We start from the raw sequence: 25,830 nt of genomic DNA, 5'->3' as shown, positions 1-25,830 counted from the left end.
CCCGCACAGCGGACAACACCCCACACCGCCAGGCGAAACAACGCCGCAGGCGAAACAACAAGAACCCCCACGGCGGGAAAGCCAAAAACGTGGGAAGCCAGCCAAGCGCAGCGAACCCGTTAGCGCCCCATCTCCTCGTGGATCGCTTTCAGGAAGGCGTCGATGTCGTCCTCGGTCGTGTCGAAGGCGCACATCCAGCGGACCACGCCGGCGCGCTCGTCCCAGAAGTAGAAGCGGAACCGCTTCTGGAGGCGTTCGGTGACGTCGTGCGGGAGGCGGGCGAAGACGCCGTTGGATTGGACGGGGTAGAGGATCTCGACGCCGGGGATCTCGCGGACGCCGGTGGCCAGGCGTTGGGCCATGGCGTTGGCGTGGCGGGCGTTGCGGAGCCAGAGGTCCTTGGCCAGGAGCGCCTCCAGTTGGACGGAGACGAAGCGCATTTTGGACGCCAGCTGCATGGAGAGCTTGCGCAGGTGCTTGATGGCGCGGACCGCGTCGGGGTTGAGGACGACGACGGCCTCGCCGAAGACCGCGCCGTTCTTGGTGCCGCCGTAGGAGAGGATGTCGACGCCCACGGCGTTGGTGAAGGCGCGCATGGGGACGTCGAGGGTGGCGGCGGCGTTGGCTATGCGGGAGCCGTCGAGGTGCACCAGCATGTTGCGTTCGTGGGCGTGGTCGCAGATGGCGCGGATCTCGTCCGGGGTGTAGACGGTGCCGAGTTCGGTGCTCTGGGTGATCGAGACGACCTGCGGCATGGCGCGGTGTTCGTCGTCCCAGCCGTACGCCTCGCGGTCGATGAGTTCGGGGGTGAGTTTGCCGTCCGGGGTGGGGACGGTGAGGAGTTTGAGGCCGCCGACCCGCTCGGGGGCGCCGCACTCGTCGACGTTGATGTGTGCGGATTCGGCGGTGATCACCGCGCCCCAGCGGTCGGTGACGGCCTGGAGCGCGACGACGTTGGCGCCGGTGCCGTTGAACACCGGGAATGCCTGGGCGCGCTGCCCGAAGTGGCTGCGGAAGACGCGCTGGAGGTGCTCGGTGTAGTCGTCCTCGCCGTAGGCGACCTGGTGGCCGCCGTTGGCGAGGGCGAGCGCGGCGAGCACTTCGGGGTGCGCACCGGCGTAGTTGTCGCTGGCGAAGCCGCGGATCTGCGGGTCGTGGTGCTGCCGGGCGTCGGTCTTCGCCCGGTTCACGGCGTGGGGGTCAGCCACAGACGCTGTCCATTCACTTCCTGGGCGGGCCGGTTCCAGACTCCGGCGATGGCCTCGGCCAGCTCCGTGACGTCGGTGAAGCCCGCGAACTTTGCGTTGGGTCGCTCGGCGCGCATCTGGTCGTTGACGAGCGCCTTCACGATCAGGATGGCAGCCGCGGCGCGCGGCCCTTCCTCGCCTCCCGACTTGCGGAAGCCGTCTGCCATGGCCAGGGTCCACGCCTCGGCGGCCGCCTTGGACGCGGCGTAGGCGGCGTTGCCGGCGGTGGGATTGCTCGCGCCGGCCGCGCTGATCAGGACGTAGCGGCCGTTGCCGCTGCGTTCGAGGGCGTCGTAGAAGGCGAGGGAGGTGTGCTGGACGGTGCGGATCAGGAGTTTGTGCAGGGTGTCCCAGTCCGCCAGGTCGGTCTCGGTGAACGTGGAGCAGCCGCGCCAGCCGCCGACGAGGTGGACGACACCGTCGACCCGGCCGAATTCCTTCTCCGTACGGGCGGCCCATTCGCGGGTCTGGTCGAGGTCGAGGAGGTCGACGGTCTCTCCGATGACGGTGGCACCGCCGTGGGCGTAGCGGGCCGCGTCGACGGCCTCCGCCAGCCGCTCGGGGTGGGAGTCGGAGCCGACCACGACCGCGCCGGCCTCGGCCAGTCGCAGCAGGGTGGCCCGGCCTGCCGGGCCGGCCGCTCCGGCCACCGCGATGACCGCACCGTCCAGCGGCCCCTTGCCGCCCGTCGAAGTACCCATCTCCGTCGCCTCCTCGTCCTGCCCCTGGACGGCCATTGGCCGGGTGTTCCGGTCGGTTCGCACGCTCTGCTGTCCGTTCTGTTCCTGGTCGGTCCGCATGTTCGTCACGCCGCCGCCGGCACGTCGCTGTGGGCGGTGATGCCCTTGGTCGAGGCGATCACGGTACGCAGCTTCTTGGCGAGCGCCTCGTAGAACATGCTCAGCGGGAACTCGTCGGGAAGCACGTCGTCCACGAGCTTGCGCGGCGGCTGGTCCAGGTTGAGGGCGTCCGGACCCTTGGCCCAGACCGAGCCGGGGTGCGGGGCGAGGTAGGTCGAGACGAGGTCGTAGGCGGCGAACCAGTGGACCAGCTTCGGTCGGTCGATGCCGTCGCGGTAGAGCTGTTCGATCTCGCCGCAGAGCTGGTTGGTGACCCTGGGCGCCCGCTCCCAGTCGATGTGCAGTGTGTTGTCCGTCCAGCGTACGACGTCGTGCTTGTGGAGGTACGCGAAGAGCAGCTGGCCGCCGAGGCCGTCATAATTGCGCACCCGGTCGCCGGTGACCGGGAAGCGGAACATCCGGTCGAAGATCACCGCGAACTGTACGTCGCGGGCCTGCGGGTAGCCCTCGGCCTCCAGTTTCACGGCCTCCTTGAAGGCGGTGAGGTCGCAGCGCAGCTCCTCCAGGCCGTACATCCAAAACGGCTGGCGCTGCTTGATCATGAACGGGTCGAACGGCAGGTCACCGTGGCTGTGGGTGCGGTCGTGGATCATGTCCCAGAGGACGAACGCCTGCTGGCAGCGCTGCTGGTCGTCGAGCATGGCCTCGACGTCCGGGGGGAGTTCGACGCCGAGGAGGTCCACGGCGGCCTCGCTGACCCGGCGGAAGCGGGCGGCCTCGCGGTCGCAGAAGATGCCGCCCCAGCTGAACCGCTCGGGGGCCTGGCGGACCGCGATGGTCTCGGGGAAGAGGACGGCCGAGTTGGTGTCGTAGCCGGCGGTGAAGTCCTCGAAGGTGATCCCGCAGAAGAGGGGGTTGTCGTAGCGGGTGCGCTCCAGGTCGGCGAGCCAGTCCGGCCAGACCATGCGCAGGACGACGGCCTCGAAGTTGCGGTCCGGGTTGCCGTTCTGCGTGTACATGGGGAACACGACGAGGTGCTGGAGGCCGTCGGCGCGCTGCTGGGCGGGCTGGAAGGCGAGCAGCGAGTCGAGGAAGTCGGGGACGCCGAAGCCGTCGTCGGCCCAGCGGCGCAGGTCGGCGGCGAGCGCCTGGTGGTAGGCGGCATTGTGCGGAAGCAGCGGGGCGAGTTCGCCGATGGCGGCCGTCGCCCGCTCGACCTCGTGGCGGACGGCCGCGGCGGTCGGTGCGCCGTCCGCTGCGAGGTCGATCGAGCCGTCCTTGGCCTGCCACGGGCGGATGGTCTCGATGGCGTCCTTCAGTACGAGCCAGGCGGGGTGCGCAACCACGGACTCGTCGGACAGGGTGCCACCCCGGACACCCACAGGCGAAAGAATTTCCGTCATGACTGCCCTCCGGCGGTAGATCGTCCTGTGAGGACACCGTAACCAGCCAAGGATCGCCCATTCAAGTGGGGTCGGTGAAAATTATTCTGCCCACCCCCCGTGGTCACGACTGTTTTTCCTGTGAGGTACGGGTTCGGCCTCACTTCCTGGCATACAGGGCGCCGGATTCCGCGTTTTCTCCGGAGCGCGGCGGGGTAGGCGTTGGAGTCACGGCCCGGCCTGGCGGGTGACGGGCGCCGGGCGGACGCGGTCCCCGGCGAAGTGCGGAATGACCCTTTCACCCCATTGGCGGATGGTCTCCAGACAGGCTTCCTGCGGCACGGTGCCCATCTGGATCAGGCACATCACCTCGTCGGCGCCGGCCGCCCGGAGCCGCTCCACGTAGGCGATGGCGTCCTCGGCCGTCCCGTAGGCGTGGTCGGCCCGGAACGTCGCGGTGGCGTTCGGGCGGACCGGGATGCGCTGCTCTTGGAGGTGGGCGACGACCGCCTCGGCGGCCCGCCGCAGTTCGGCCGCCTCGTCCGCGCCGTCCACCACGGCCTCGTCGGGGATTCCCGCCCCGCCGTACCAGTGCGCGATGGCCTGGGCGAAGAAACGCTGGCCGCGCAGGCCGACGGCGCGGGCCCGCTCGCGGTCGGCCAGGACGATGGTCGGGCAGAGCACCCCGCGAAGTGGTCGTTGATCCGCCCGGAGACCAGCCGGTCGCCGGTGCGGGCGGTGCGCGCGGCGTCGTACGCGGTGCGCAACTCGGCGACCGCCTCCGGGCCGGCGAAGCCCATGACGAGGGCGCCCACGCCCAGTTCGGCCGCCTGCCGGAGGGTCTCGGTGCGGCTACAGGCGAGGAACAGCGGCGGGTGCGGCATCTGGTGCGGCCGGGGCAGGATCGGGTGCGGCGGGATGTCGATCAACTCGCCGTGGTAGGAGAGCTGTTCGCCCTGCCAGGCACGGCCGATGATGCGCAGCGCCTCCTCCACCTCCTGGGTCGTGCGGTCCCGGTCGACGCCGCACAGTGAGGTCTCTTGTGCGGTGCCGCCGCGGCCGGCGCCGAGGTCGAGTCGGCCGCCGGAGAGCAGGTCGAGGGTGGCGGCGCGCTCGGCGACCCGGGCCGGGTGGTTGAAGGCGAACGGCATGCAGACCACGCCGTGGCCGACGCGGATGGTGCGGGTCCGGGCGGCGACCCAGGTCAGGAAGACCTCCGGGGCGCTCATGTGCGCGTACCACTTCAGACAGTGGTGCTCGACGGCCCAGATCCGGTCGAAGCCCATCTGCTCGGCGAGCACGGCCTGTTCGACGCAGTCGTGGAACAGCTGGTGCTCGTGCCCGACGGTCGGATCGGCGAGCTGGGCCTCGAAGATGATCGAGAACTGCATGGCGTCTCCTGGCTTGTCCGGCGGCCAACTCACTATTTCAATCAGCTATATGACTAATCGTCAGAGGTTGGAAGGGGCGGAACTGCCGGACCTCCCGCCGACCGCGTGGGCGGTGCTCGGACTGCTCTCCTTCCGCGGTGCGCGCACCGGCTACGAGCTGAAGAAGTGGGCCGACTCCTCACTGCGGTTCTTCTGGGCGGACGGCACCGACGACCCGGGTCCGCCGGTCCTCAGGCACCCGCTGGTGCTGCGCCTGTGGCTCGGCCACCTCGCCGCCCCGGAGACCCTGCGCGCCCTGGTGGAGCGGCACCTCGCGCGGACCCGGGACGCATTGGCCGAGGTCCGCGGCGCCCTGCGGCGCGCCGAACAGGTCCCCAAATGGGCGTTCCCCCGCGTCGCGCTGGCCTGGAGCGAGCGTCAGCACCTCGCGGAACTGGCGCTGGCCGAGGCGATGCTGGCGGATCTGGCGCGGATGGCGGCATCCGGTTCGGCCGACGGTGCGTAGACGGCGCGGCACGGGGGCACTCGTACGGGCTAGAGGGCACTTGTCCCTACGGCGCTGCCGCTGTTGCGCGGATTAGGCTGTGGGCCATTTCGGGCAGCAGTGCGCCGGCGGCCGACATGTGCGCGGAGCCGATAGCAACCGAGCCGACAGAAGCGAGGCAGCCTTGTCCTTTCTCACCATCGGGCACCGCGGAATGATGGGTGTGGAGCCGGAGAACACCCTGCGCTCCTTCGTACGGGCCGAACGTGAGGGCGTCGACGTCATCGAACTGGACCTGCACCTGAGCAAGGACGGCGCGCTGGTGGTGATGCACGATCCGGACGTCGACCGGACCACCGACGGCACCGGCACGATCGCCGAGCGCACCCTCGCCGAACTGCGGGAGCTGGACGCCGGGCAGGGCGAGCGGATCCCGGTGTTCGAGGAGGTGGTGGACGCGGTGCGGCTGCCGCTCCAGGCGGAGATCAAGGACATCGCGGCGGCCCAGGCACTGGCCGAGGTGGTGCGCTCGCGCGATCTGACCGGCCGGGTGGAGGTGATCTCGTTCCACGACGAGGCACTGGCGGCGATCCGCACGCTGCTGCCGGAGGTGCGGACCGGGCTGGTGGGCGAGCGGTACGGGGCCGATGTCATCGACCGCGCCAAGGCGGTGGGCGCGGAGCTGGTGTCGCTCGACATCCGGCGGCTCACCCTCGAACTCGTCGAGCAGGCGCACGCCGCGCAGTTGAGGGTGCTGGGCTGGACGGTGAACACCCACGATCAGCTGCGGCTGGCGCGCGGGTTGGGGCTGGACGGGGTGGTGACCGACCAGCCGGAGATCCGGCGGGCGGTGCGCTTCACCGCGTAGCCGGCGAGTCGGCGAGTCGACGGGCGGGCCGGCCGAGCCTGGCACACGGGGGCCGCCCGGCGGGAAACCCGCAGTTCACAGCGGCGCAACGGACTTCCAGCATGTGGACGTTCGCCCCGGTGATCTCGACAGGGAGGCCGGTGCGCTGCCACTCTCCCGACATGTACCTGTCGCCACGCCCCGTACGTCGCACCGTCTGCGCCACCGCCGTGCTGCTCGTCACCGCGGTCGGCTGCGCTCCGCAGGACGCGTCCCCCAGCGGCTCGCAGGCCGCCGAGCAGGGGAAGCAGAGCTGTACGCCCGGCAAACTGACCACCGTGGCGCCCGGGAAGATCACGGTCGGCACCGACAAACCCGCCTACGCACCCTGGTTCAGCGACGACGACCCGGCCAACGGCAAGGGCTACGAGTCGGCGGTGGCCTATGCCGTCGCCAAGGAGCTGGGGTACGGCAAGGATGCGGTGCGCTGGCAGACCGTGCCGTTCAACAGCGCCTTCGCGCCCGGTGCGAAGTCCTTCGACTTCGACGTCAACCAGGTGTCGATCAGCGCCTCCCGCAAGCAGGCGGTGGCGTTCTCCTCCGGCTACTACGACGTGCGGCAGGCGGTCGTCGCGGTCAAGGGCTCCAAGGCGGCCGGTGCCAAGAGCATCGCCGACCTCAAGGACGTCAAGCTCGGCGCCCAGGTCGGCAGCACCAGTCTCGACGTCGTCAACGACACCATCCGCCCCCACCAGGCCGTCGCGGTCTTCCAGAAGAACGATCTAGCCAAGTCCGCCCTGAAGAACGGTCAGGTGGACGCGATCCTGGTCGATCTGCCGACCGCCTTCTACATCACCGCAGCGGAGCTCAAGGACGCCGTGGTCGTCGGCCAGTTCGCCCAACAGGGGCCGGCCAAGGAGCAGTTCGGGCTGGTGCTGGACAAGGAGAGCACGATCACCGGCTGCGTCACAGCGGCGGTGGACGCGCTGCGCCGCAAGGGCACCCTGGCCGCGCTGGAGAAGCAGTGGCTGGCCGACGCCGTCAACGTGCCGGTGCTGAAGTGACGTCCGGGACGGCGAAGGTGGCGGAGAAGGGGACGGGGAGAAAGAAGGGGAGGGGGAAGGGGACCGTGCCGGACGGGGTGGGTGGATCCGCCGACGACGACGGGTACGTGCCGTCCCGGCGGCGGATCGAACGGGAGCGGTACAAGCGCACCCGGGCGCGCCGGGCCACCGCCCTCGCGGCGCTGAGCACGCTGGTCACCGGCGCGGTGCTGTACTTCGTGGTCACCGCCGCGCCCGGCTGGCCGCGCACCCGGGAGACGTTCTTCAGTGCCGCCTACGCACGGATCGCGCTGCCGAAGGTGCTGGAGGGGCTGCTGCTGAACCTGCGGCTGCTGGTGGTGTGCGGGGCCGCGGTGCTGGTGCTCGGCCTGCTGCTGGCGGTGGTGCGGACACTGCGCGGACCGGTGTTCTTCCCCCTGCGGCTGCTGGCCACCGCTTACACCGACTTCTTCCGCGGCATGCCGTTGATCATCTGCCTGCTGATGGTGGTGTTCGGGGTGCCGGCGCTGCGGCTCCAGGGCGTCACCACCGATCCGGTGACCCTCGGCGGCGCAGCGCTGGTCCTGACGTACTCGGCGTACGTGGCGGAGGTCTTCCGGGCCGGCATCGAGTCGGTGCACCCCTCGCAGCGGGCCGCGGCCCGGTCGCTGGGGCTCTCCGGCGGGCAGACGCTGCGCTTCGTGGTGCTGCCGCAGGCGGTGCGGCGGGTGGTGCCGCCGCTGCTGAACGACCTGGTGTCGCTCCAGAAGGACACCGGGTTGGTGTCGATCGCGGGCGCGGTGGACGCCGTCTACGCGGCGCAGATCATCGCCAGCAAGGACTTCAACTACACGCCGTACGTGGTGGCCGGGCTGGTCTTCGTGGCGCTGACGATCCCGATGACCCGGTTCACGGACTGGGTCACCGCCCGGATGGACCGCCGGCGCGCCCAGGGAGGGACGGTATGAGCACGACGGACGGGACCGCGACGGCGGGGGCGGCGGCCGGGGACGGCGGGCCGGTGCTGCGGATGGAGTCGGTGCGCAAGACCTACGAGCGCGGTGGCACCGTCGTCCTGCGGGACGTGGACCTGGAGGTCGCCCCGCACAGCGTGACCGTGCTGATCGGGGCCTCCGGGTCCGGCAAGTCCACGCTGCTGCGCTGCACCAACCTGCTGGAGGAGATCGACGACGGGGCGATCTTCCTGGACGGCGAGGAGATCACCGACCCGCGGGCCGACGCGGACGCGGTACGCCGCCGGATCGGGGTGGTCTTCCAGGCGTACAACCTCTTCCCGCACATGAGCGTGCTGGACAACATCACGCTGGCACCGCGCCGGGTGCACCAGGTGGCGCGCGCCGAGGCCGAGGACCGCGCCCGTGAGCTGCTGGAGCGGCTGGGGCTCGGCGGGCGGGCCGGCGAGTATCCGGACCGGCTCAGCGGGGGCCAGCAGCAGCGGGTGGCGATCGCCCGGGCGCTGGCCGGGCGGCCGCGGTTGCTGCTGCTCGACGAGATCACCGCGGCGCTCGACCCGGAGCTGGTCGGCGAGGTCCTCCGGGTCGTCCGGGACCTCAAGGAGGACGGTATGACGATGGTCATCGCCACCCATGAGATGGGCTTCGCCCGGGAGGTCGCCGACCAGGTGTGCTTCCTGGAGGGCGGGGTGGTGCTGGAGCGCGGGGCGCCCGGTGAGGTCTTCGGCGCGCCCCGGCACGCCCGGACCCGGCAGTTCCTCCAGCGGATCATCGAGGCCGGGCGGCTGTAGGGCCGGCCGCCGCGGCCGGCCCGGCGGTCAGCCCAACGGCTTGATCAGCAGCTCGAACTCCAGGTCGGCGCGCTGCGGGATGCCGAACCGCTCGTCGCCGTACGGGAACGGGGTGAACTCGCCGGTGCGGCGGTAGCCCCGGCGCTCGTACCAGGCGATCAGTTCCTCGCGCTGCCGGATGACGGTCATCCGCATCTCCGGGGTGCCCCAGGTGGTCAGTGCGGTGCGTTCGGCCTCGGCGATGATCACCTTGCCCAGGCCGCTGCCCTGGAGGTCCGGGCGGACCGCGAACATCCCGAAGTAGGCGTGGTCCCCGCGGTGCTCCAGCTGGCAGCAGGCGACCAGCTCGCCGTCCCGCTCGGCGACCAGCAGGCGGCCGCTCTCGTTGCGCACCACCGCGGCGACGCCGTCCGGGTCGGTCCGCTGGCCCTCCAGCAGGTCCGCCTCGGTGGTCCACCCGGCCCGACTGGCGTCCCCGCGGTAGGCCGATTCGACCAGTGCGACGAGCCCGGGGACATCGGCGTCGGTGGCGGTGCGGAAGGTCAGCGAGGTGGTGGGCATGGTGCGCGGGATCCTCTCGGGCCGTAAGGATGGCTGTCAGCGAGGCTAACAAGAGGCGGCAGCCGGCGGCAGGGCCGGAAGGCCCGGAGGCCCGAAGGCCCGGAAGGCCCGAAGGCCCGGCGGTGCGCCGTGTCCGGCCCGTCGGGGCGGTCCGGCGGCGTAGGGTCCGTGCCATGGTGCAGGTACTGAGCAGCAGGGTGCTGGTGCGGCCGGCCGATCCGGAGCGGTCGCGGAAGTTCTACGGCGAGGCACTGGGGCTGGCGATCTACCGGGAGTTCGGTACGGGGCCGGAGCGCGGCACGGTGTACTTCCTCGGCGGCGGGTTCCTGGAGGTCTCCGGGCGGGCCACGGACGCCCCGACGCCGACCCTCCAACTGTGGCTCCAAGTGGCCGACGCGGCGCGGGCGCACGAGGAGCTGGTGGACCGGGGGGTGGCGGTGCTGCGGCCACCGGTCCGCGAGCCGTGGGGGCTGATCGAGATGTGGATCGCCGACCCGGACGGGCACCGGATCGTGGTGACCGAGGTGCCCGCCGACCATCCGTTGCGCTACCGGCCCTGACCTGGCGGGCCGGCGTACGGCCGGGGGGCGGCCCGCTGCCGGGGGGGCGGCCCGCGCTGTCCGGCCGTACGCCCGGGGAGTGCGTCCGGTGCAACTCTGGCCTGCACAGCGGTAACTGGTGATGGGTGCCCGCGGTCGCTAGCGTCGCGGGCATGACCACTACTGAACAGCCCCTCGGCGGGGAGCACTTCGACGTCGTCATCGCGGGCGGCGGGCCGGTCGGCATGATGCTGGCCGCGGAACTGCGACTGCACGGCGTCGCGACCCTCGTCCTGGAGCAGGGGCGGCGCGGGCAGGGTGAACCGCGCACGCTGACGCTGCACTCCCGGACGCTGGAGACCCTGGACCGGCGGGGCCTGCTGGCGGAGTTCACCCGCGCCCAGGAGAGCCTGCCGGGCCTGGCGGACTACCGGCGGCTGCTCGCCGACCAGGCCACCCGCGGCCACTTCGCCGGGTTGTACCAGCTCGGCCAGCACTCGGCGGAGCCGGCCGAGCAGCCGCACGGCCTGACCCTCCCCCACCACGTCCTGACGGAGCTGCTCGCGCGGCGGGCCGACGGCCTCGGCGCGGTGGTCCGCTACGACCGGGAGGTGACCGGCCTAGCGCAGGACGCGGACGGCGTCACCGTCCACGTGCGGACCGCGGACGGCGACTCCGCGGTGCGCGCCGACTTCGTGGTCGGGTGCGACGGCGGGCGCAGCGTGGTCCGCAAGAGTGCCGGGATCGACTTCCCCGGCACCGACCCGTCGCTGGTGTCCCGGATGGGGCGCGGCGCCATCGAGGTCCACGGGGGCGGGGAACTGCCGGCCGGCTGGCGGCGCACCGACGGGGGCTGGTTCATGCGGATGCCCGACGGGCGGATAGCCGTCACCGAATGGGAGGTGCCGGAGGACCTGGAGAGCCCGGCGACCGCTGACGAACTGGCCCGGAGCATCGAGCGGGTGACCGGGCGGCGGATCACCCTGACCGACGTGGACTTCGTGAGCCGCTTCACCGACAGTGCCCGCCAGGCGAGCCGGTACCGCGCGGGCCGGGTGCTGCTGGCCGGGGACGCGGCGCACATCCACTTCCCGGCCGGTGGGCAGGGCGTCAACCTCGGCCTTCAGGACGCCTTCAACCTGGGGTGGAAGCTGGCCGCGCAGTGCCGGGGCTGGGCGCCGGAGGGGCTGTTGGACAGCTACCAGGCGGAGCGGCATCCGGTCGCCGCGGAGGTGCTGGAGAACACCCGGGCCCAGGTGGCGCTGATGGCGCCCGGCCCGCAGGTGGACGCGTTGCGGGCGTTGTTCACCCGGCTGATGGCGATGGAGGAGGTCAACAAGTACCTCAGCGACGTCATCTACGGCACCGGCATCCGCTACGCCGCACCCCCCGCTGCCGCCGGGGGTCTCCCCGAGCCGGGCGGGCATCCGCTGGCGGGGGCGTTCGCCCGTGATCTGCCGGTGGCGACGGCGGGCGGGCCGGCCCGGCTGGCGGAACTGCTGTGCCCGGGGCGGCCGTTGCTGTTGGGGCTGGACGGTTCGGGTGCCGGTGGTGCCCTCAAGGCCGCGGCGGGCTGGAGCGACCGGGTCGAGGTCGTCCCGGCCACCGCCCAACGCCCCTACGCGGCGGCCCTGCTGGTGCGGCCGGACGGCTATCTCGCCTGGGCGACCGACGGGCCGGTGGCGGAGGACGCGCTGCGCGCGGCGCTGACCACCTGGTGCGGGCCGGAGCGGCCGGCGGCCGGCTGACCGCACCCCACCGCGGCGCGCGGTACGGGGCTCCACCGGCGCCCGAGTCGGCCGGCCGGGCCGCGCCCTAGCCTGGCGCCGACATCCGACCCGGCGGCGAGGGGGTTGTGCGATGACGGCGGACGCGGCGGCGGTACTGGCGCGGTTGCGGGAGCTGGTGCGGGAGGGCGGCGGGTACGGCGAGGTGCGGGCGGCGCTGGACGAACTCGCCGGCGGTCCGGGCGGGTTCGCGGACCTGGCGCGGGCTGGGCGGCTGCTGGCCCGCCACGCCCCCTCCCGCACCGCCCCGGACGCCCCGGAGGAGATCGGGATCGCGGTCACCGGGCACGGCACGCTGGCCGCGCTGGTGCCGTCGCTGACCGCGGAGTGCGCCCGGCACGGCCTGTGGGCGCGGGTGGCGCTGAGCGACTTCGACGCGTACGTGCGGGACCTGCGGGACCCGTCGAGCGCGGTCTACGACGCCGGGCACCGGCTGGTGCTGTGCGTCCTGGATCCGTACGTGGTGCTCGACGAGCTGCCGGTGGCGTGGCGGGTCGGCGAGGTGCGGGCGGCCGCGGACCGGGCGCTGGCCGGGATCGGGGGGTTGGCGGAGCGGTACGCGGCGCACGGCTGCGGCACCCTAGTGCTCAACACCGTTCCGTTGCCGCGGAGTTGGTCGCAGCAGCTGGTGGATCTGGCGTCCCGGGCCGAACTCGGTGTGGTGTGGCGGGAGTTCAATGCCCAACTGCTGCGGCTGGCGGCGCGGTATCCGCGGGTGGTGGTGCTGGACCTGGATCCGCTGGTGGCCGCCGGTGGGCCCGCCGAGGATCCGCGGCTGGCGGTCTACGCCAAGGCGCATCTGAGCGAGGAGCTGTTGGCCCGGTACGCGCGGGAGGTCGGGCACCTGGCCCGGGCGCTGTCCGGGCGGACGAAGAAGGTGCTGGTGGTCGACCTCGATCACACCCTGTGGGACGGGGTGCTGGGGGACGACGGGCCGGACGGGATCGCGGCGGCCGGCACCTTGCGGGGTGAGGCGTTCGGGCGGTTCCAGCGGGTGGTCAAACAGCTGGGGAGTCAGGGCGTGGTGCTGGCGGTCAGCAGCAAGAACGAGGCCGCGGCGGTGGCGGCGGTGCTGCGGGACCACCCGGACATGGTGCTGCGGGAGGCCGACTTCGCCTGCGTGCGGGCCAACTGGGCGCCCAAGGAGGGGAACCTGCGGGAGATCGCCGCACGGTTGAACCTGGGGGTGGACAGCCTGGTCTTCGCCGACGACTCGGCGTTCGAGACCGGGCTGGTGGCCGGGACCCTGCCCGAGGTGGCCGTGGTCCGGCTCGGCGACGAACCGGCCGTGCACGGTCATCTGCTGCTCGCCGACGGCTGGTTCGACACGCTGGACCTGACCGAGGAGGACCGGGTCCGGGGTGCCCACTACCGGACCGAGGCGGCCCGTGCGGAGCTGCGCGCGGACACCGACTCGTACGCGGAGTACCTGCGGCGGCTGGACGTGCGGGTCGGGATCCGGACGGCGACCGGCGGCGACCTGGCGCGGGTGGCCCAACTCACCCGACGGACCAACCAGTTCAACCTGACGACGCTGCGGATGGGGCCGGCGGAGGTGGCGGCGTACGCCGCGGCGCCCGGGCGGGCGGTGCTGGTGGTCACGGCCGCCGACCGGTTCGGGGACGCCGGGGTGGTGGGGGCGGTCTTCGCGCGGTGCGCGGACGGGGTCCTGGAACTGGACAATGCGCTGCTGAGCTGCCGGGTGTTCGGCCGGGGGATCGCGGCGGCCACGGTGGGCCGCGTGCTGGGGCGGGCCCGGGAGTGCGGGCTGGTGGCGGTGCGCGGACGGTACCGGGAGACCGCGAAGAACGGGCGGTTCAGGGAGTTCTATCCGTCGCTGGGGTTCGAGCGGGAGGGCGGGGACGAGGCGGCGCCGGTGTTCCGGCACGGCCTCGACCCGCTGCCCCCGGTGCCCGGCCATCTGCGGGTGACCGCGGCGTTCGACGCCGGGCCGCTCAGCGGCCGGCCGGGGTGACGGCGCCGGCGTGCGGCCGGTCCGCCGGGGCGGTGTGCCGGGGCGCGTAGTGCAGGCGCGGCACGCCCGGCAGGGTGATGCCGGCGAACAGGTCGGTCTCCGGCAGGTGGGTGTCGACCAGGGAGCGCGCCAGGGCGTAGTCCTCGGTCGGCCAGATCTCCTGCTGGAGGGCGAGCGGCACCGCGAACCACGGGCCGTCCGGGTCGATCTGGGAGGCGTGCGCGATCAGCGCCCGGTCGCGCACCGGGAAGTACGCGGCGCACGGGACCCGGGTGGTGATCGGCGGCTGGTGCCGCAGGTCCCGCCAGATCGGCGCGTACGGGGAGGGCAGGCCGCGGTCGCGGAGGGCGCGGTGCAGGGCGGCGCGGCGGGCCGGGTGGGAGCCGTGGTTGTAGTAGAGCTTGAGCGGCTGCCAGGGCGGGCCGGTCTCGGGGCAGACGTCCGGGTCGGCGGCGGCGTCGAAGGCCGCGACCGTGACCCGGTGGGTCATGACGTGGTCCGGGTGCGGATAGCCGCCGTCCGCCGCGTAGGTGGTGACCACGTGCGGCCGGAACTCCCGGATGACGCGGAGGAGTTCGCTGGCCGCGTCGGCGACGTCCAGGCGGGCGAAGCAGCCCAGGGGCAGCGGCGGGGCGGGGTTGCCCTCGGGCAGGCCGGAGTCGACGAAGCCGAGCCATTCCTGGCGGACGCCGAGGATCCGTCGTGCCGCCTCCATTTCGCGGGCGCGGACCTCGGGCATCCGGGCGGCGAGTTCCGGGGCGCCGCGCAGCGCGGGGTTGAGGACGGAGCCCCGTTCGCCGCCGGTGCAGGTCGCCACCAGGACGTCGGTGCCCTCGGCGGCGTACTTGGCCATGGTGGCCGCGCCCTTGCTGGATTCGTCGTCGGGGTGGGCGTGCACGGCCAGCAGCCGCGGCCGGACCCGGTCGTGGTGGGGTTGACTGGTCTGGGTCACCGGTTCTCCTCGGACGTGGCTCACCGGCCCGCCACCGGTACCAGCCGGTCGGCGAACTGCTCGAGCCGTTGCGCCTCCCAGTCCAGGAGCCGCAGCAGGTAGTCGCCGTAGCCGCTCTTGCACAGGGGTTCGGCCAGGCGCCGCAGTTGCCCCTCGTCGATCAGGCCGGCGCGCCAGGCGGCCTCCTCGACACAGCCGATCTTCAGGCTCTGCCGCTCCTCGATGACCCGGACGAACTCGGCGGCCTGGACCAGGGAGTCGAAGGTCCCGGTGTCGAGCCAGGCGGTGCCGCGGTCGAGGAGGGTCGCGTGCAGTTGGCCGCGCTCCAGGTAGGCGGTGTTGACGTCGCTGATCTCCAGTTCGCCGCGGGCGCTGGGGCGCAGGCCGCGGGCGATGTCGACGACCGCGCCGTCGTAGAAGTAGAGGCCCGGTACGGCGTAGCGGGAGCGCGGCACGGCGGGCTTCTCCTCTATGGAGAGCACCCGGCCGGCCGGGTCGAACTCCACGACGCCGTAGGCGGTGGGGTCGGCGACCGGGTAGGCGAAGATCCGCCCGCCGGTGACCGTGCCGCGCTCGCGCAGGCGGCGGCCCAGGCCGACGCCGTGGAAGATGTTGTCGCCCAGGATCAGTGCGGCGGGCGCCCCGGCGAGGAAGTCCTCGGCGATCAGGAACGCCTGGGCGATGCCGCGGGGTTCGGGCTGGACCGCGTATTCCAGGCGCAGGCCCCAGGGGTGCCCGTCGCCCAGCAGCCGCTGGAACTGCGGGCGGTCCTCGGGTGTGGTGATCACCAGCACCTCGCTGACGCCCGCCATCACCAGGGTGCTGAGCGGGTAGTAGACCATCGGTTTGTCGAAGACCGGCATGAGTTGTTTGGACACCGCCCGGGTGATCGGCCAGAGCCGGGAGCCGGTGCCACCGGCCAGAAGGATTCCACGCACAAGAGCCACCTCCGGGGGCCGATGTTCCCGGCCCGCCCGGTGGCGCTCCGCTCATAACTGAGCATGGGGGCGGTACGGGATGCCGAGGCGGCCGGTCGGTGCCGGTCGGTGCCGGTCGGTGCCGGTCGGGCGTGCAATGTTGAGCAGACGGCCGATGGCGGGACGCCCAGTCTCGGGGGATCCGTCCCCCGTGTCCGAGGAGCCGAACTGCCATGTCCCCGGTTTCCGGCGTCGCCCGACGCCGTTTCTTGCAATGGACCGCGGCCGCCGCGGGAGCCACCGCGGGCGCCGGTGCGCTGTCGGCGTGCAGCGGGGCGCGGGGCGGCGGCTCGGCGTCGGTGGCGGCCGACGGGGCGCTGCTGCGGGTCGGGGCCGGTGACGCCACCGGCAGCACCGGGCTGGATCCGCGCGATGCGGGGTTCGGCGCCAGTTATGTGGCGCTCTACCACGTCTACGACTCGCTGATGTACCTCCAGGGCGGCCGGTACGTGACGGGGCTGGCCCGGTCGGTGGAGCCGAACGCGGACGCCACCGAGTGGACCATCCGCCTGCACGAGCACGCGGTCTTCCACAACGGGGCGCCGGTGCGGGCCGCCGACGTGGCGTACTCACTGCGGACGCTGGCGGCCCCACCGTCCAAGCGGGCTTCGGTCTTCGCCGATCTGGATCCGACGCGGATCAAGGTGGTGGACGCGACCACGCTGCGGGTGGGGCTGACCCGGCCGCGGGGGGACTTCCGGGAGTCGGTACTGGTGGTGTTCTCGCCGGTGTTCCCCGAGGGGACCCGGGACTTCGCCAAGGGCATCGGCTCGGGCCCGTACCGGCTGGAGGAGAACGACGGGAAGAACCTGCGGCTGGTGGCGCATCGCGGCTACTGGGGCGGGCGGCCGTCGTTCGAGCGGATCGAGCTGGTGCGGATCGCCGATCCGGCGGCCCGGCTGAACGCGCTGAAGAGTGGTCAGATCGACTATGCGATGGGGATCTCGGCGACCGGGGCGCGGGCCGAGCGGGCCAACCCGGGGGTGCGGATCCTGCGTGGCGGCGCCGCCAACTCCAATGCGCTGTCGTTCGCGATGAACGCGCGACTGGCGCCGTTCGACGATCCGGACGTGCGGCGCGCGGTGCGCCTGGCGGCCGACCGGGACGCGCTGGTCGAGCGGGTGTTGATGGGGTGGGGCACGCGGGGCGACGACCTGGTGGGCAAGCAGTTGCCCGGTTACGCCACAGGGGCGGGGCCGCGGCAGCGGGAGGTCGCCGAGGCGCGGCGGTTGTTCGCCCGAGCGGGGGTGCGCGAACTGACCCTGCGGGCGGCGGACACAGTGCCCGGCTTCGTCACCGCGGCCCGGCTGTTCGGGCAGCAACTACGGGATGTCGGCGTCGAGTTGCACGTCGAGCAGGTTCCGGCGGACACCTACTACGCGGATCTTCCCGGGCTGACCCGGGCGCCGTTCCAGACCTTCTACTACACCAACCGGCCGGCCGCGGTGCACCTGTCGGCGACCACCGCCAAGGGTGCGTTCTTCAACGTCACGGGCCTGGCCGAGGACCATTGGAAGCGGCTCGCGGCGGCCCAGGCGACGGTGGACGACGACCGGCGGGCGGCGCGGTTCGCGGCGATCCAGCAGGGGTTGTACGCCTCCGGCGGGGATCTGCTGTGGGGGTTCCAGGAGCAGGTGGACGCCGCGGTGCCCGGGCTGTCGGGGGTGGCGGTCAGCCAGTCGGTGCCGTTGTTCGCGCGGGCGACGGTGCGCGGGTAGACGGGGTGCGGGTGAGCGGGATGCGGGTGCGTGGGATGTGGGTGCGCGGGGTGCGGCGGTGGCCGCTGGTGCCGCTGGCGGTGGCGTGCGGGCGGCGGCTGGCCGGTGCCGCGGTGACCCTGCTGGCCGCGTCGGCGGTGCTGTTCGCGGCGGCGGAGGTACTGCCTGGGGACGCCGCGACGGCGGCACTCGGAGGGTCCGCGACAGCCGACCAACTCGCCCGATTGCATGCCCAGTTGGGCCTGGACCGCCCCCTGGTGGTGCGGTACGCGGACTGGATCGGGGCGGCGCTCGGCGGGGACCTGGGGCGGAGCACCGCGGACGGGCGTCCGGTGCGCGCGATCATCGCCGGGCCGCTGGCGGACACCCTGCTGCTGGTGGGGGTGTGCGCGGTGCTGACGGTGCTGCTGGCGCTGGCGGTCGGACTGGCCGCCGGGCTTCGGCCGGGCGGGCGGCTGGACCGGGTGCTGTCGGGCGGGGCGGTGGTGCTGGTGTCGCTCCCCCAGTTCGTCACCGCGGGGCTCCTGGTGCTGGTGTGCGCGTCGTGGCTGGGGGTGCTGCCCGCGGTGTCACTGGTGCCGTTCGGGGCGTCGCCGCTGGCCCGGCCGGAGGTGCTGGTGCTGCCGGTCGCCGCGCTGACGCTGTTCTCGGCCGCGTGGGCGAGCCGGATGGTGCGGGCGGCGGTGGCCGATGCCGCGGCGGCCCCGCACGTGGCGGCGGCGCGGCTGGCCGGGCTGAGCGAGCGGCGGGTGGTGTGGCGGCATCTGCTGCCGACCGCGGCGGGGCCCTGTGTGCAGGTCTTCGGCTGGCTGGCGGGCGCCCTGGTCGGCGGCACCGCGGTGGTCGAGCAGGTCTTCAACTATCCGGGATTGTCAAGGGAGTTGGTGGCGTCGGTGGAGCACCATGACACTGCGGTGCTGGAGGGTGTCGGGCTGCTGATGGCGGCCGCGGTGGTCGGTGGGCTGGTACTGGCCGACCTGGTGGGGATGGCGGTCGATCCGCGGTTGCGGAGGGCGCGATGAGCGCGGTGCAGGCATCGCGGTCGGGTGCGCAGGGTCCGCCGAAGCCGGACCCGGCGCGCCCGCACCGGACGGGGCGGCGCCGGCCGGCCGGTGCGGTGCGGGCGCTGCTGCCGCTCCTTCCGCTGCTGGCGGTGGTGGTGTTGGCGGTGGCCGGCCCGTGGTTGGCGCCGCTGGACCCCGGGCGGATCGTCGCGGCCCCGTACGAGGCGCACGGCGCGGGGCTGCTGGGGACGGACGGCGCGGGCCGGGACGTGTGGGCGCGGTTCCTGGCCGGTGGGCGGCCGTTGGTGCTGATCCCGTTGCTGGCGACCGCGGTCACCACGGTGGTGGGGACGGCGATCGGGGTGCTGGCGGCCTATGCCGGGCGCCGGCCGGCGGCGCTGGTAGCGCGGCTGGACACGCTGCTGTTGGCGCTGCCGCCGGTGTTGGTGCTGCTGGTGCTGCTGCACGGCTGGGGCTACCACACCGGGACGCTGGTGACCGCGGTGGCGGTGACCGGGGTGCCGTTCGTGTCCCGGGTGGCGCGGGCCGCCACCGCGCAGGTCCTGCACGCCGGTTACGTGGACCAGGCGGTGGCCCTCGGGGACGGGCCGGTGGCGGTGATGGCGCGGGAGATCGTGCCGAACATCGTGCGTCCGGTGCTCGCCGACGCCGGCACCCGGCTGGCCGTCGCGGTGGCCCTCACCGCCTCGGCGGGCTTCCTCGGCTTCGGACCGGACAGTCCCAACTGGGGCGCGATGATCAGCCAGAACATGGAGGGCGTGACGCTGGCGCCCTGGGGCGTGGCGGCCCCGGCGGCCGGGCTGGCCGTCCTCACCGTCTCCGTCAACCTCGGCCTGGACCGACTGACCGCGAGGATCGCACCGTGAGCACTGTGAGCACCACGAGCGCCACGAGCGCCACGAGCACTGCGAGCACTGTTCGCGCCGCGAGCACTGTTCGCGCCGTGGACGGGGAACGCACCCGGCCCGACGGCCACCGGGACGCACCGCTGCTCGACGTCGAGGCGCTGACCGTCGCCGATCCCCGGGGGCGGACCGTGCTCGACGGTCTGTCCCTGCGGGTGCGGGCCGGGGAGGCGCTGGGCGTGGTGGGTGAGTCCGGGTCTGGGAAGACCACGCTGGCGATGGCGCTGCTCGGCGCCCTGCGGCCGGCCGCCGGCGGTGCCGCGGCCGGCCTGCGGATCACCGCGGGCCGGGTCCGGGTGGCCGGGCGGGACGTGGCGGCGCTGTCCGGGCGGGAGCTGCGGGCGGTACGGCGGCACACGGTCGGGTATCTGCCGCAGGACCCGGCGGGGGCGCTCACTCCCACGATGCGGGTGGCTGCGCTGGTCGGCGAGCTGGCCCCGGATCGGTCCGCACGGGCGGTGGCCGGGACGTTGGAGAGCGTCGGGCTGCCTGCCGGACGGGACTTCCTGCGGCGTTTTCCGCACGAGTTGTCCGGTGGTCAGCAGCAACGACTGGCGCTGGGACGGCTGTTGGCGGCCGAGCCGGCCGTGGCGGTGCTCGACGAGCCGACCACCGGTCTGGACGTGCTGACGCGGCGACTGGTGCTCGACGAGATCGGCCGGCTGGCCTCGGAGCGCGGTCTGACGCTGGTGTTCATCACCCACGACCTGCCCGCCGCGGCCCGGCTCACCGACCGGTTGGCGGTGCTGCGCGGCGGCCGGTTGGTGGAGGACGGCCCGGTGGGCGAGGTGCTGCACCGGCCGCGGGCGGCGTACACGGCGGAGCTCGTGCGGGCGGTACCGGACGTCACGGAGGCGACGCGCGACCGGCCGGACCGCTCCCCCACCGGCGGGCCGCCGGCTGTGACGGCCGGTGGGCCGGCGGGTGCCGGTCCGGTGCTGGCGGTCCGCGGGCTACGGGCCGGGCACGGCCGCGGCGCCCGCCGGGTGACCACCGCCGAGGGAGTGTCCTTCGCCGTCGCGCGGGGCGAGTGCGTGGCACTGCTGGGGGCCTCGGGGACCGGGAAGACGACGCTGGTGCGGTGTCTGAGCGGGCACCACCGGCCGGATCAGGGCGTGGTGGAGCTGGCCGGTGCGCCGGTGGCCCCGCGGCTGCGGGACCGGTCGGTCGCACAGCGGCGGTGGGTGCAGCTGATCGCGCAGGACGCGACCGGTTCGCTCAATCCGCGGCGCACGGTGGCTGCGGCGCTCGCCCGTCCGCTGCGGGTGCTGCGCGGCCTGGATCGGGACGCGGCGGCCGACGAGACCCGGCGGCTGCTGGGGCTGGTCGGGCTGTCGTCGGAGTGCGCGGACCGGTTGCCGGGCGGGCTGTCCGGCGGCCAGCGGCAGCGGGTGGCGTTGGCCCGGGCGCTGGCGGCCGGGCCCGAGGTGCTGCTGTGCGACGAGATCACGGCGAGCCTGGACGTGCGGGTCCAGGCGGAGATCCTGCGGCTGTTGGCGGAGCTGCGCCGGGACCTGGGCCTGGGGCTGCTGCTGGTCAGCCATGATCTGGGCGTGGTGGCGCGGCTGGCGGACCGGGTGTTGGTGCTGGACGGGGGCGGGGTGGTCGAGGACGGTCCGGCGGCCGAGGTGCTGGGCGCGCCCCGCCATGCCTGGACGCGGGAGGTGGTGGCGGCGGCCCCCCGCCTCACCCTGACCTGAGCCAAGCCAAGCCGAGCCGAGCCGAATTGCAGTGAATTGAATTGAACTGAACCGAGCTGCTTGCCGAGCTGACGACGCGTCATATTCGTTGTACGTACGCACCAGTGGGGCGGACCGGAACTTCCGGTCCGCCCCGCGCCGCGTTCCTCAGATCCGGTCGGCGGCCTCCTCGCGCAGGCGGAGCCGGTCGGTCTTGCCGTTCGGGTTGAGCGGCGGGTCGGGCCGCGCCCACAGGTGCTTGGGGAGCATGTACGGCGGCAGGAGTTCGGCGAGCCGTTTGGCGAGTGCGGTCAGGTCCGGGGTGTCCTCGCCGAGGACGAACGCGACCAGCACCGGGCCGGCCGGGCCGGGGACGGCGAAGGCGGCGGCCTCGGTCTGCGGGGCGGCGGTGCGCACCGCCCGTTCCACCTCGGAGAGTTCGATGCGGTAGCCCTGGATCTTGACCTGGCCGTCGCTGCGGCCGAGGTGGGCCAGGCCGCCGTCGGCGGTGCGGCGGGCCCGGTCGCCGGTGCGGTACCAGCGCTGGCCGTCGTGGTCGAGGAAGCGGCCGGCGTCGTTGGCGGGATCGAGGTAGCCGTCGAACATCTGGGGCCCGGTGACGCAGAGTTCGCCGGTGGTGGCGTCGGTGCGGCCGTCCTCGTCGAGGAGGAGGCCGCGCAGGCCGGGGTTGAGCCGGCCGATCGGGACGGTGCCGGTGGTCGCGTCGGTGGCCGGGTCCCAGCGGTGGCCGGTGCAGGCGACGGTGAGTTCGGTGGGGCCGTAGAGGTTGTCGAGGACGGTGTGCGGGGCGACCGTGCACCAGTACGCGGCGTTCTCGGCCGGTAGTGGCTCGCCACAGAAGACCGTGTGGCGCAGGCCGGGCAGGTCCCCGGGGCGGAGCAGGTCGCGGGTGCGCACCGCGGCGACCAGGCTCGGGGTGGAGGTCCACACCGTGATGCCGTGGTCGCGGAGGTAGCGGCGGGGGTTGAGGGCCTGGAGGCGGTTGAGGACGGTCAGGCAGGCGCCGGACGCCCAGGCGGCCCAGACCTCGAACATCGAGAGGTCAAAGGTGAGTTCGTAGACCTGGCCGAAGGTGTCGTCGGGGCCGAAGGTGAAGCGCGGCAGGGTCGCGGTGAGGAAGGCGGAGATGTTCCCGTGCCGGATCGGTACGCCCTTGGGGCGGCCGGTGGAGCCGGAGGTGAACAGGATGTAGGCCAGGCCGTCGTCGGGGCCGGTGGCCGGCGGGTGGTCGGCGGCGGGGTCGGGGACGCGGACGGGGGTACCGGCCGCGGCGGGGGCCCACAGGTCGTGGCGGGGGGCGAGGACGACGGCGGGGTGGACGGCGGCGGCCAGGGCGTCGAGTTGCGCGGCGCCGGCCGGGTCGACGATGAGGGCGTCGAGGGCGGCGGCCGCGGCGATGTCCTGGTTGCGGGCGACCGGGTACTCGGGGTTGAGGGGGACGGCGGTGGCGCCCGCGTACAGGGCGGCGAGGAAACCGAGGTAGCTCTCCTCGGACTTGGCGGCGAGGATGCCGACGCGGCGGGGCGGGCGGGGCCCGGTGTGCAGGGCCGCTGCCCAGGAGCGGGCGGTGCGGTCGGCCTCGTCGTAGGTCCAGCGGCGGTCGTTGAGGCGCAGTGCGGTGCCGTGCGGGTTGCGGGCCAGGCCGTCGAGGAACCAGTGGTGGAGGCGTTTGACCGGGGTGTCCGGGGCGACCGCGGTCATCGGCCGACTCCGCTGCCGGCGGCGGTGATCAGCGGCCGCAGGGCCGTCCAGATGGCGCCGGGGGTGGCGAAGATGGCGGGGGCGATGACGGTCTCGGGCAGGGCGAGGCCGTAGGTCTCCTCCAGGGCGACGATCAGGCCGACGGTGGCCATGGAGTCGAGGCCGAAGGCGGGCAGCGAGAGGTCCGCGGTGAGCGGGGTGCCGGGGTCGAGGCCGGGCAGGCGGTCCCGGACGAGCTGCTCGAACTGCTGGTCCCACATGGGGTTGTCACCTCGTGATGGCTGGGTGGGTGGGGCGGGGCCGGGGCCGCCGGGTCAGGCGGTGGCGAACCGGACGAGGTCGGGGACGAGGTCCGCCGGGCCGGGCAGGGTCTCGGTCTCGGAGCGGACCTCGGCGGCGGCGTGGGCCAGCTTGTCGTCCTCGGTCAGGCGGCGCAGCAGGTCGGGGGTGAGGTCTTCGGGCGCCGCGGCCAGGGCCAGGCCGCGGGCGGTGGCGGCGTCGGCGTTGATGTGGCGGTCGGCGCCGTCGGGGAGCATCAGTTGCGGGACGCCGGCGCCGGCCGCCGTCATGGTGGTGCCGGCGCCGCCGTGGTGGACAATGCCGGCGCAGGTGGGCAGCAGGGCGCCGAGCGGCAGCCAACCGCAGGGGCGGACGTTGGGCGGGAGGTCGCCGAGGGAGCTGAGGTCGATGTCGCCCAGGGCGAGGACGAACTCGGCGTCGACGTCGGGGGCGTGGCGGAGCAGGTGCTCGACCGGGCCGAGGCCGGTGAGCTTGGGCGCCATGGTGCCCAGGGTGACCGCGATGCGGGGGCGGCCGGGGTTCTCCAGCAGCCAGGGCGGGAGGACGCCGCCGCCGTTGTAGGGGACGTAGCGCACGGTGCGGCCGCCGGGCTCGGGGGTGACCATGCTGGGCGGTGCCACGTCCAGGACCAGGCGGGCGGGGAGTCGGCCGGCGGCGTGCCGTTCCCGGGCGTCGGCCATGTGGTCGGTGAACTGGGCGGTCTCCAGGGCGCCGCTGCGGGCGAAGCCGTAACCGTGGCTGACCGCGGGGACGCCCAGCGCGGCGGCGGCCAGGGTGCCGGCGCTCCACATCTGGGAGTGGACGACGAGGTCGGGCCGCCAGTCCCGGGCCACTTTGACGGTGCCGTCGCCGAGTTCGCCGGCGGCCATCCGGGCCCACATCACGGACATCAGGCTGAGGTCGCGGGGCGGGTTCTCGGTGAGCTGGCGGACGATGTCGGGGCATTCGGCGGCGATCGTGGTGCGGAGTGCGGCCATGTCGCAGTCGGGGGCGACGTCGGCGACCTGGAGTCCGGCGCCGGCCGCGGTCAGCCCGTCGCCGGTGGTGGCGAGCAGGACCTCGTGCCCGGCGGAGCGCAGCGCCCAGGCCAGCGCGATGGTCGGAAAGGTGTGGCCGATGTGCGGGTTGGTGGCGAAGAGGACGCGCATGGTTGCTCCTGTCTAGGCGGACGGGGTCTCTGGGCGGACGACATCTCTGGGCGGACCGGGTCTCTAGGCGGACCGGGTCTCCAGGTAGGCGGCGAGCCGGCGTTGGTCGACGACCAGGTGGGATTCGGCGGTGACCTCGACCAGGCCGACGTCACGGAAGTGCTTGAGGAAGTGGCCGACGCGGGAGCGGGTGGTGCCGACCATGCCGGACAGCTCCTCGTGGGTGATCCGCTCCTCTATGCGGGGCCGCTGCCGGTCGCCCTTGCCGAGCTTGCGGGCGAGGTCCAGCAGGATCTCGCCCAGGCGCTGTTCGCTGTCGACGGTGACGAGGTGGGTGATGGACTGCTGCTGTTCGGCCAGCCGTCGGGTGAGGTGGTTGATGAACGCGTCGACCAGGCCCTCCTCGGTGAGGGCGGTGAGGAACTGCCCGTAGGGCACTCTGCGGACGATGCTGTCGCGCATCGCGGTGGCGGATTCCGCGCGGACACCGCCGAGCGAACACAGCTCCCCGAAGAGGTCCCCGGGGGTGTAGATCCGCAGCAGGCATTCCTTGCCGGAGCGGGAGAACATCACGGTCTTTATCTGGCCGCTCTCCACGTAGTAGACGTTGCGGTCCTGGTCGCCGCAGCTGTAGGCGTTCTGGTTGCGGTCGACCGTCACAGTGGAGGCCCGCACCGAGTCCTTGTAGAGCACGCCGTGCATCCGGGCGCGGAATCCGGCGGGAGCGGAGACGTGCGACGACGGGTTCATGTGGCCTCCCCAGGGCGATCGACCCGAAGCTCAGGTCCCGACCGTACGAAGGGGTCGTTGAGCGGTGGTCGATTCCCGGTGCACCGTGGACAGGGCGGTGCGGAGGGCGGTCATCAGGCCGTCGGGGGCCTCCTTGAGGTAGAAGTGGTCACCGGGGAAGACCCGTAGCAGGAAGTCGCCGCTGGTCACCTCGCGCCAGCGGGCCACCTGGTGGGGCGAGGCGAGCGGGTCGGCGTCGCCGGTGTAGGCGAAGACCGGGCAGGTGAGGGCGGGCGCGGGCGGCGGGACGGGCCGGTAGGTCTCGTTCAGTTCGTAGTCGGCGCGCAGGGCGGGCAGGAACAGTCGCAACAGCTCGCGCTGGCGCAGGACCTGCGGCGGGGTGCCGCCGAGCCCGGTGACCTCGGCGAGGAACTCCTCGTCGGGCAGGTGGTGGACGGCGGGCCGGTCGGTGGGGGCGTACGGGCCGCGGCGGCCGGAGACCAGTAGGGCGGCCGGGCCGGTGGCGCCGCGGTCGCGCAGCAGGCGGGCGGTCTCGTAGGCGACGATCGAGCCGAGGCTGTGCCCGAAGAAGGCGTAGGGGCGGTCCAGGTGGGGTGCCAGGCCGTCGGCGAGGTCCTCGATGAGCGGTCCCATCCGGGTGTAGGGGGTCTCCCGGCCGCGGCTCTCGCGGCCGGGCAGGACGACCGGGCAGACCTCGACGTGCGGGCGCAGTGCGGTGCGCCAGGGGTGGAAGAAGGCGCCGCCGCCGCCGGCGTGGGCGAAGCAGAAGAGTCGCGGGGCGGAGCCGGTGGGGTCGGCCCGTCCCGCTATCCATGAGCCGGACAAGGTGAATC

General features: G+C 73.4%; 23 protein-coding genes and 1 pseudogene. 12 read left to right on the top strand and 12 right to left on the bottom strand.

What is annotated here, in order from left to right:
- Positions 1-119: 119 nt before the first annotated feature.
- The 4 genes and pseudogenes from ACO0M4_RS28670 to ACO0M4_RS28655 form a co-directional block, all read right to left on the bottom strand.
- Complete coding sequence (locus ACO0M4_RS28670) at positions 120-1,190, bottom strand: threonine aldolase family protein (RefSeq protein ID WP_430373969.1); 1,071 nt, start codon at positions 1,188-1,190, stop codon at positions 120-122.
- Entirely contained in the window at positions 1,187-1,984 is a 798-nt protein-coding gene (locus ACO0M4_RS28665; protein WP_430373968.1) for an SDR family NAD(P)-dependent oxidoreductase, read from the bottom strand. Before ACO0M4_RS28665 ends, ACO0M4_RS28670 begins: the two co-directional genes overlap by 4 nt.
- A 68-nt stretch (positions 1,985-2,052) precedes the next feature.
- Positions 2,053-3,450 (bottom strand): DUF6421 family protein, encoded by a 1,398-nt coding sequence (locus tag ACO0M4_RS28660; RefSeq protein ID WP_430373823.1) that lies wholly within the window; start codon positions 3,448-3,450, stop codon positions 2,053-2,055.
- A gap of 207 nt (positions 3,451-3,657) precedes the next feature.
- Positions 3,658-4,820, bottom strand: a pseudogene (locus ACO0M4_RS28655) (LLM class flavin-dependent oxidoreductase).
- Positions 4,821-4,869: 49 nt separating this feature from the next.
- Between ACO0M4_RS28655 and ACO0M4_RS28650 the strand changes: the two are divergent.
- The 5 genes from ACO0M4_RS28650 to ACO0M4_RS28630 all read left to right on the top strand — a co-directional run bounded on the left by ACO0M4_RS28650 (position 4,870) and on the right by ACO0M4_RS28630 (position 8,959).
- Positions 4,870-5,325, top strand: a complete 456-nt coding sequence (locus ACO0M4_RS28650; RefSeq protein WP_430373822.1) for a PadR family transcriptional regulator — start codon at positions 4,870-4,872, stop codon at positions 5,323-5,325.
- 163 nt (positions 5,326-5,488) lie between these two features.
- Positions 5,489-6,172, top strand: a complete 684-nt coding sequence (locus ACO0M4_RS28645; protein WP_430373821.1) for a glycerophosphodiester phosphodiesterase — start codon at positions 5,489-5,491, stop codon at positions 6,170-6,172.
- A 161-nt stretch (positions 6,173-6,333) separates the two neighbouring features.
- Entirely contained in the window at positions 6,334-7,215 is an 882-nt protein-coding gene (locus ACO0M4_RS28640; protein WP_430373819.1) for an ABC transporter substrate-binding protein, read from the top strand.
- A gap of 65 nt (positions 7,216-7,280) precedes the next feature.
- A complete protein-coding gene (locus tag ACO0M4_RS28635; protein ID WP_390023695.1) occupies positions 7,281-8,162 on the top strand; it encodes an amino acid ABC transporter permease in 882 nt (293 codons plus the stop codon).
- Positions 8,159-8,959 (top strand): amino acid ABC transporter ATP-binding protein, encoded by an 801-nt coding sequence (locus ACO0M4_RS28630; RefSeq protein WP_430373818.1) that lies wholly within the window; start codon positions 8,159-8,161, stop codon positions 8,957-8,959. Before ACO0M4_RS28635 ends, ACO0M4_RS28630 begins: the two co-directional genes overlap by 4 nt.
- A 27-nt stretch (positions 8,960-8,986) precedes the next feature.
- Here the strand turns inward: ACO0M4_RS28630 and ACO0M4_RS28625 are convergent, their stop codons facing one another.
- The gene (locus tag ACO0M4_RS28625) at positions 8,987-9,520 is read right to left on the bottom strand and encodes a GNAT family N-acetyltransferase (protein ID WP_430373817.1); all 534 of its coding nucleotides are present in this window, start codon (positions 9,518-9,520) and stop codon (positions 8,987-8,989) included.
- A gap of 173 nt (positions 9,521-9,693) precedes the next feature.
- Here ACO0M4_RS28625 and ACO0M4_RS28620 point away from each other — a divergent pair, with 173 nt between their 5' ends.
- The 3 genes from ACO0M4_RS28620 (at position 9,694) to ACO0M4_RS28610 (ending at position 13,821) form a co-directional block, all read left to right on the top strand.
- A complete protein-coding gene (locus ACO0M4_RS28620; RefSeq protein WP_430373816.1) occupies positions 9,694-10,080 on the top strand; it encodes a VOC family protein in 387 nt (128 codons plus the stop codon).
- Between the two features lie 152 nt (positions 10,081-10,232).
- Complete coding sequence (locus ACO0M4_RS28615; RefSeq protein WP_430373814.1) at positions 10,233-11,807, top strand: FAD-dependent monooxygenase; 1,575 nt, start codon at positions 10,233-10,235, stop codon at positions 11,805-11,807.
- Between the two features lie 112 nt (positions 11,808-11,919).
- Positions 11,920-13,821, top strand: coding sequence for an HAD-IIIC family phosphatase (locus ACO0M4_RS28610; protein ID WP_430373812.1), 1,902 nt, complete (start codon positions 11,920-11,922; stop codon positions 13,819-13,821).
- On the opposite strand, the gene mca is transcribed toward ACO0M4_RS28610, so the two are convergent.
- The gene (mca, locus tag ACO0M4_RS28605) at positions 13,802-14,773 is read right to left on the bottom strand and encodes a mycothiol conjugate amidase Mca (RefSeq protein ID WP_430373810.1); all 972 of its coding nucleotides are present in this window, start codon (positions 14,771-14,773) and stop codon (positions 13,802-13,804) included. The genes ACO0M4_RS28610 and mca overlap by 20 nt on opposite strands.
- Before the next feature lie 20 nt (positions 14,774-14,793).
- On the bottom strand, positions 14,794-15,711 hold the full coding sequence (gene rfbA, locus ACO0M4_RS28600; protein ID WP_430373808.1) for a glucose-1-phosphate thymidylyltransferase RfbA: 918 nt from the start codon (positions 15,709-15,711) through the stop codon (positions 14,794-14,796).
- Between the two features lie 212 nt (positions 15,712-15,923).
- On the opposite strand from rfbA, the gene ACO0M4_RS28595 reads away from it, so the two are divergent.
- Genes ACO0M4_RS28595 through ACO0M4_RS28580 form a run of 4 tightly spaced genes read left to right on the top strand, consistent with a single transcriptional unit; the run spans position 15,924 to position 21,098 of the window.
- Positions 15,924-17,468 (top strand): ABC transporter substrate-binding protein, encoded by a 1,545-nt coding sequence (locus ACO0M4_RS28595; RefSeq protein ID WP_430373806.1) that lies wholly within the window; start codon positions 15,924-15,926, stop codon positions 17,466-17,468.
- A gap of 20 nt (positions 17,469-17,488) precedes the next feature.
- Positions 17,489-18,490: an ABC transporter permease gene (locus tag ACO0M4_RS28590; RefSeq protein WP_430373805.1), complete on the top strand. Its 1,002-nt coding sequence runs from the start codon at positions 17,489-17,491 to the stop codon at positions 18,488-18,490.
- Positions 18,487-19,359 (top strand): ABC transporter permease, encoded by an 873-nt coding sequence (locus ACO0M4_RS28585; protein ID WP_430373803.1) that lies wholly within the window; start codon positions 18,487-18,489, stop codon positions 19,357-19,359. The genes ACO0M4_RS28590 and ACO0M4_RS28585 overlap by 4 nt, the downstream gene beginning before the upstream one ends.
- Positions 19,356-21,098 (top strand): ABC transporter ATP-binding protein, encoded by a 1,743-nt coding sequence (locus ACO0M4_RS28580; protein WP_430373802.1) that lies wholly within the window; start codon positions 19,356-19,358, stop codon positions 21,096-21,098. Before ACO0M4_RS28585 ends, ACO0M4_RS28580 begins: the two co-directional genes overlap by 4 nt.
- A gap of 147 nt (positions 21,099-21,245) precedes the next feature.
- On the opposite strand, the gene ACO0M4_RS28575 is transcribed toward ACO0M4_RS28580, so the two are convergent.
- The 5 genes from ACO0M4_RS28575 to ACO0M4_RS28555 form a co-directional block, all read right to left on the bottom strand.
- Positions 21,246-22,799 (bottom strand): amino acid adenylation domain-containing protein, encoded by a 1,554-nt coding sequence (locus ACO0M4_RS28575; RefSeq protein WP_430373801.1) that lies wholly within the window; start codon positions 22,797-22,799, stop codon positions 21,246-21,248.
- Positions 22,796-23,059, bottom strand: a complete 264-nt coding sequence (locus tag ACO0M4_RS28570) for an acyl carrier protein (RefSeq protein WP_430373800.1) — start codon at positions 23,057-23,059, stop codon at positions 22,796-22,798. Before ACO0M4_RS28570 ends, ACO0M4_RS28575 begins: the two co-directional genes overlap by 4 nt.
- Positions 23,060-23,113: 54 nt before the next feature.
- Positions 23,114-24,247 (bottom strand): nucleotide disphospho-sugar-binding domain-containing protein, encoded by a 1,134-nt coding sequence (locus ACO0M4_RS28565; RefSeq protein WP_430373799.1) that lies wholly within the window; start codon positions 24,245-24,247, stop codon positions 23,114-23,116.
- Between the two features lie 63 nt (positions 24,248-24,310).
- Entirely contained in the window at positions 24,311-24,997 is a 687-nt protein-coding gene (locus tag ACO0M4_RS28560) for a Crp/Fnr family transcriptional regulator (protein WP_430373798.1), read from the bottom strand.
- Positions 24,998-25,027: 30 nt separating this feature from the next.
- Positions 25,028-25,822, bottom strand: coding sequence for a thioesterase II family protein (locus ACO0M4_RS28555; protein ID WP_430373797.1), 795 nt, complete (start codon positions 25,820-25,822; stop codon positions 25,028-25,030).
- Positions 25,823-25,830 lie beyond the last annotated feature (8 nt).

The organism is Streptomyces sp. RGM 3693, assembly GCF_050471125.1.
In the GTDB taxonomy this organism is placed as follows: domain Bacteria; phylum Actinomycetota; class Actinomycetes; order Streptomycetales; family Streptomycetaceae; genus Streptomyces.
Note: the sequence above shows the minus strand (reverse complement) of the source record. Positions and strands in the feature narration are given on the sequence as shown.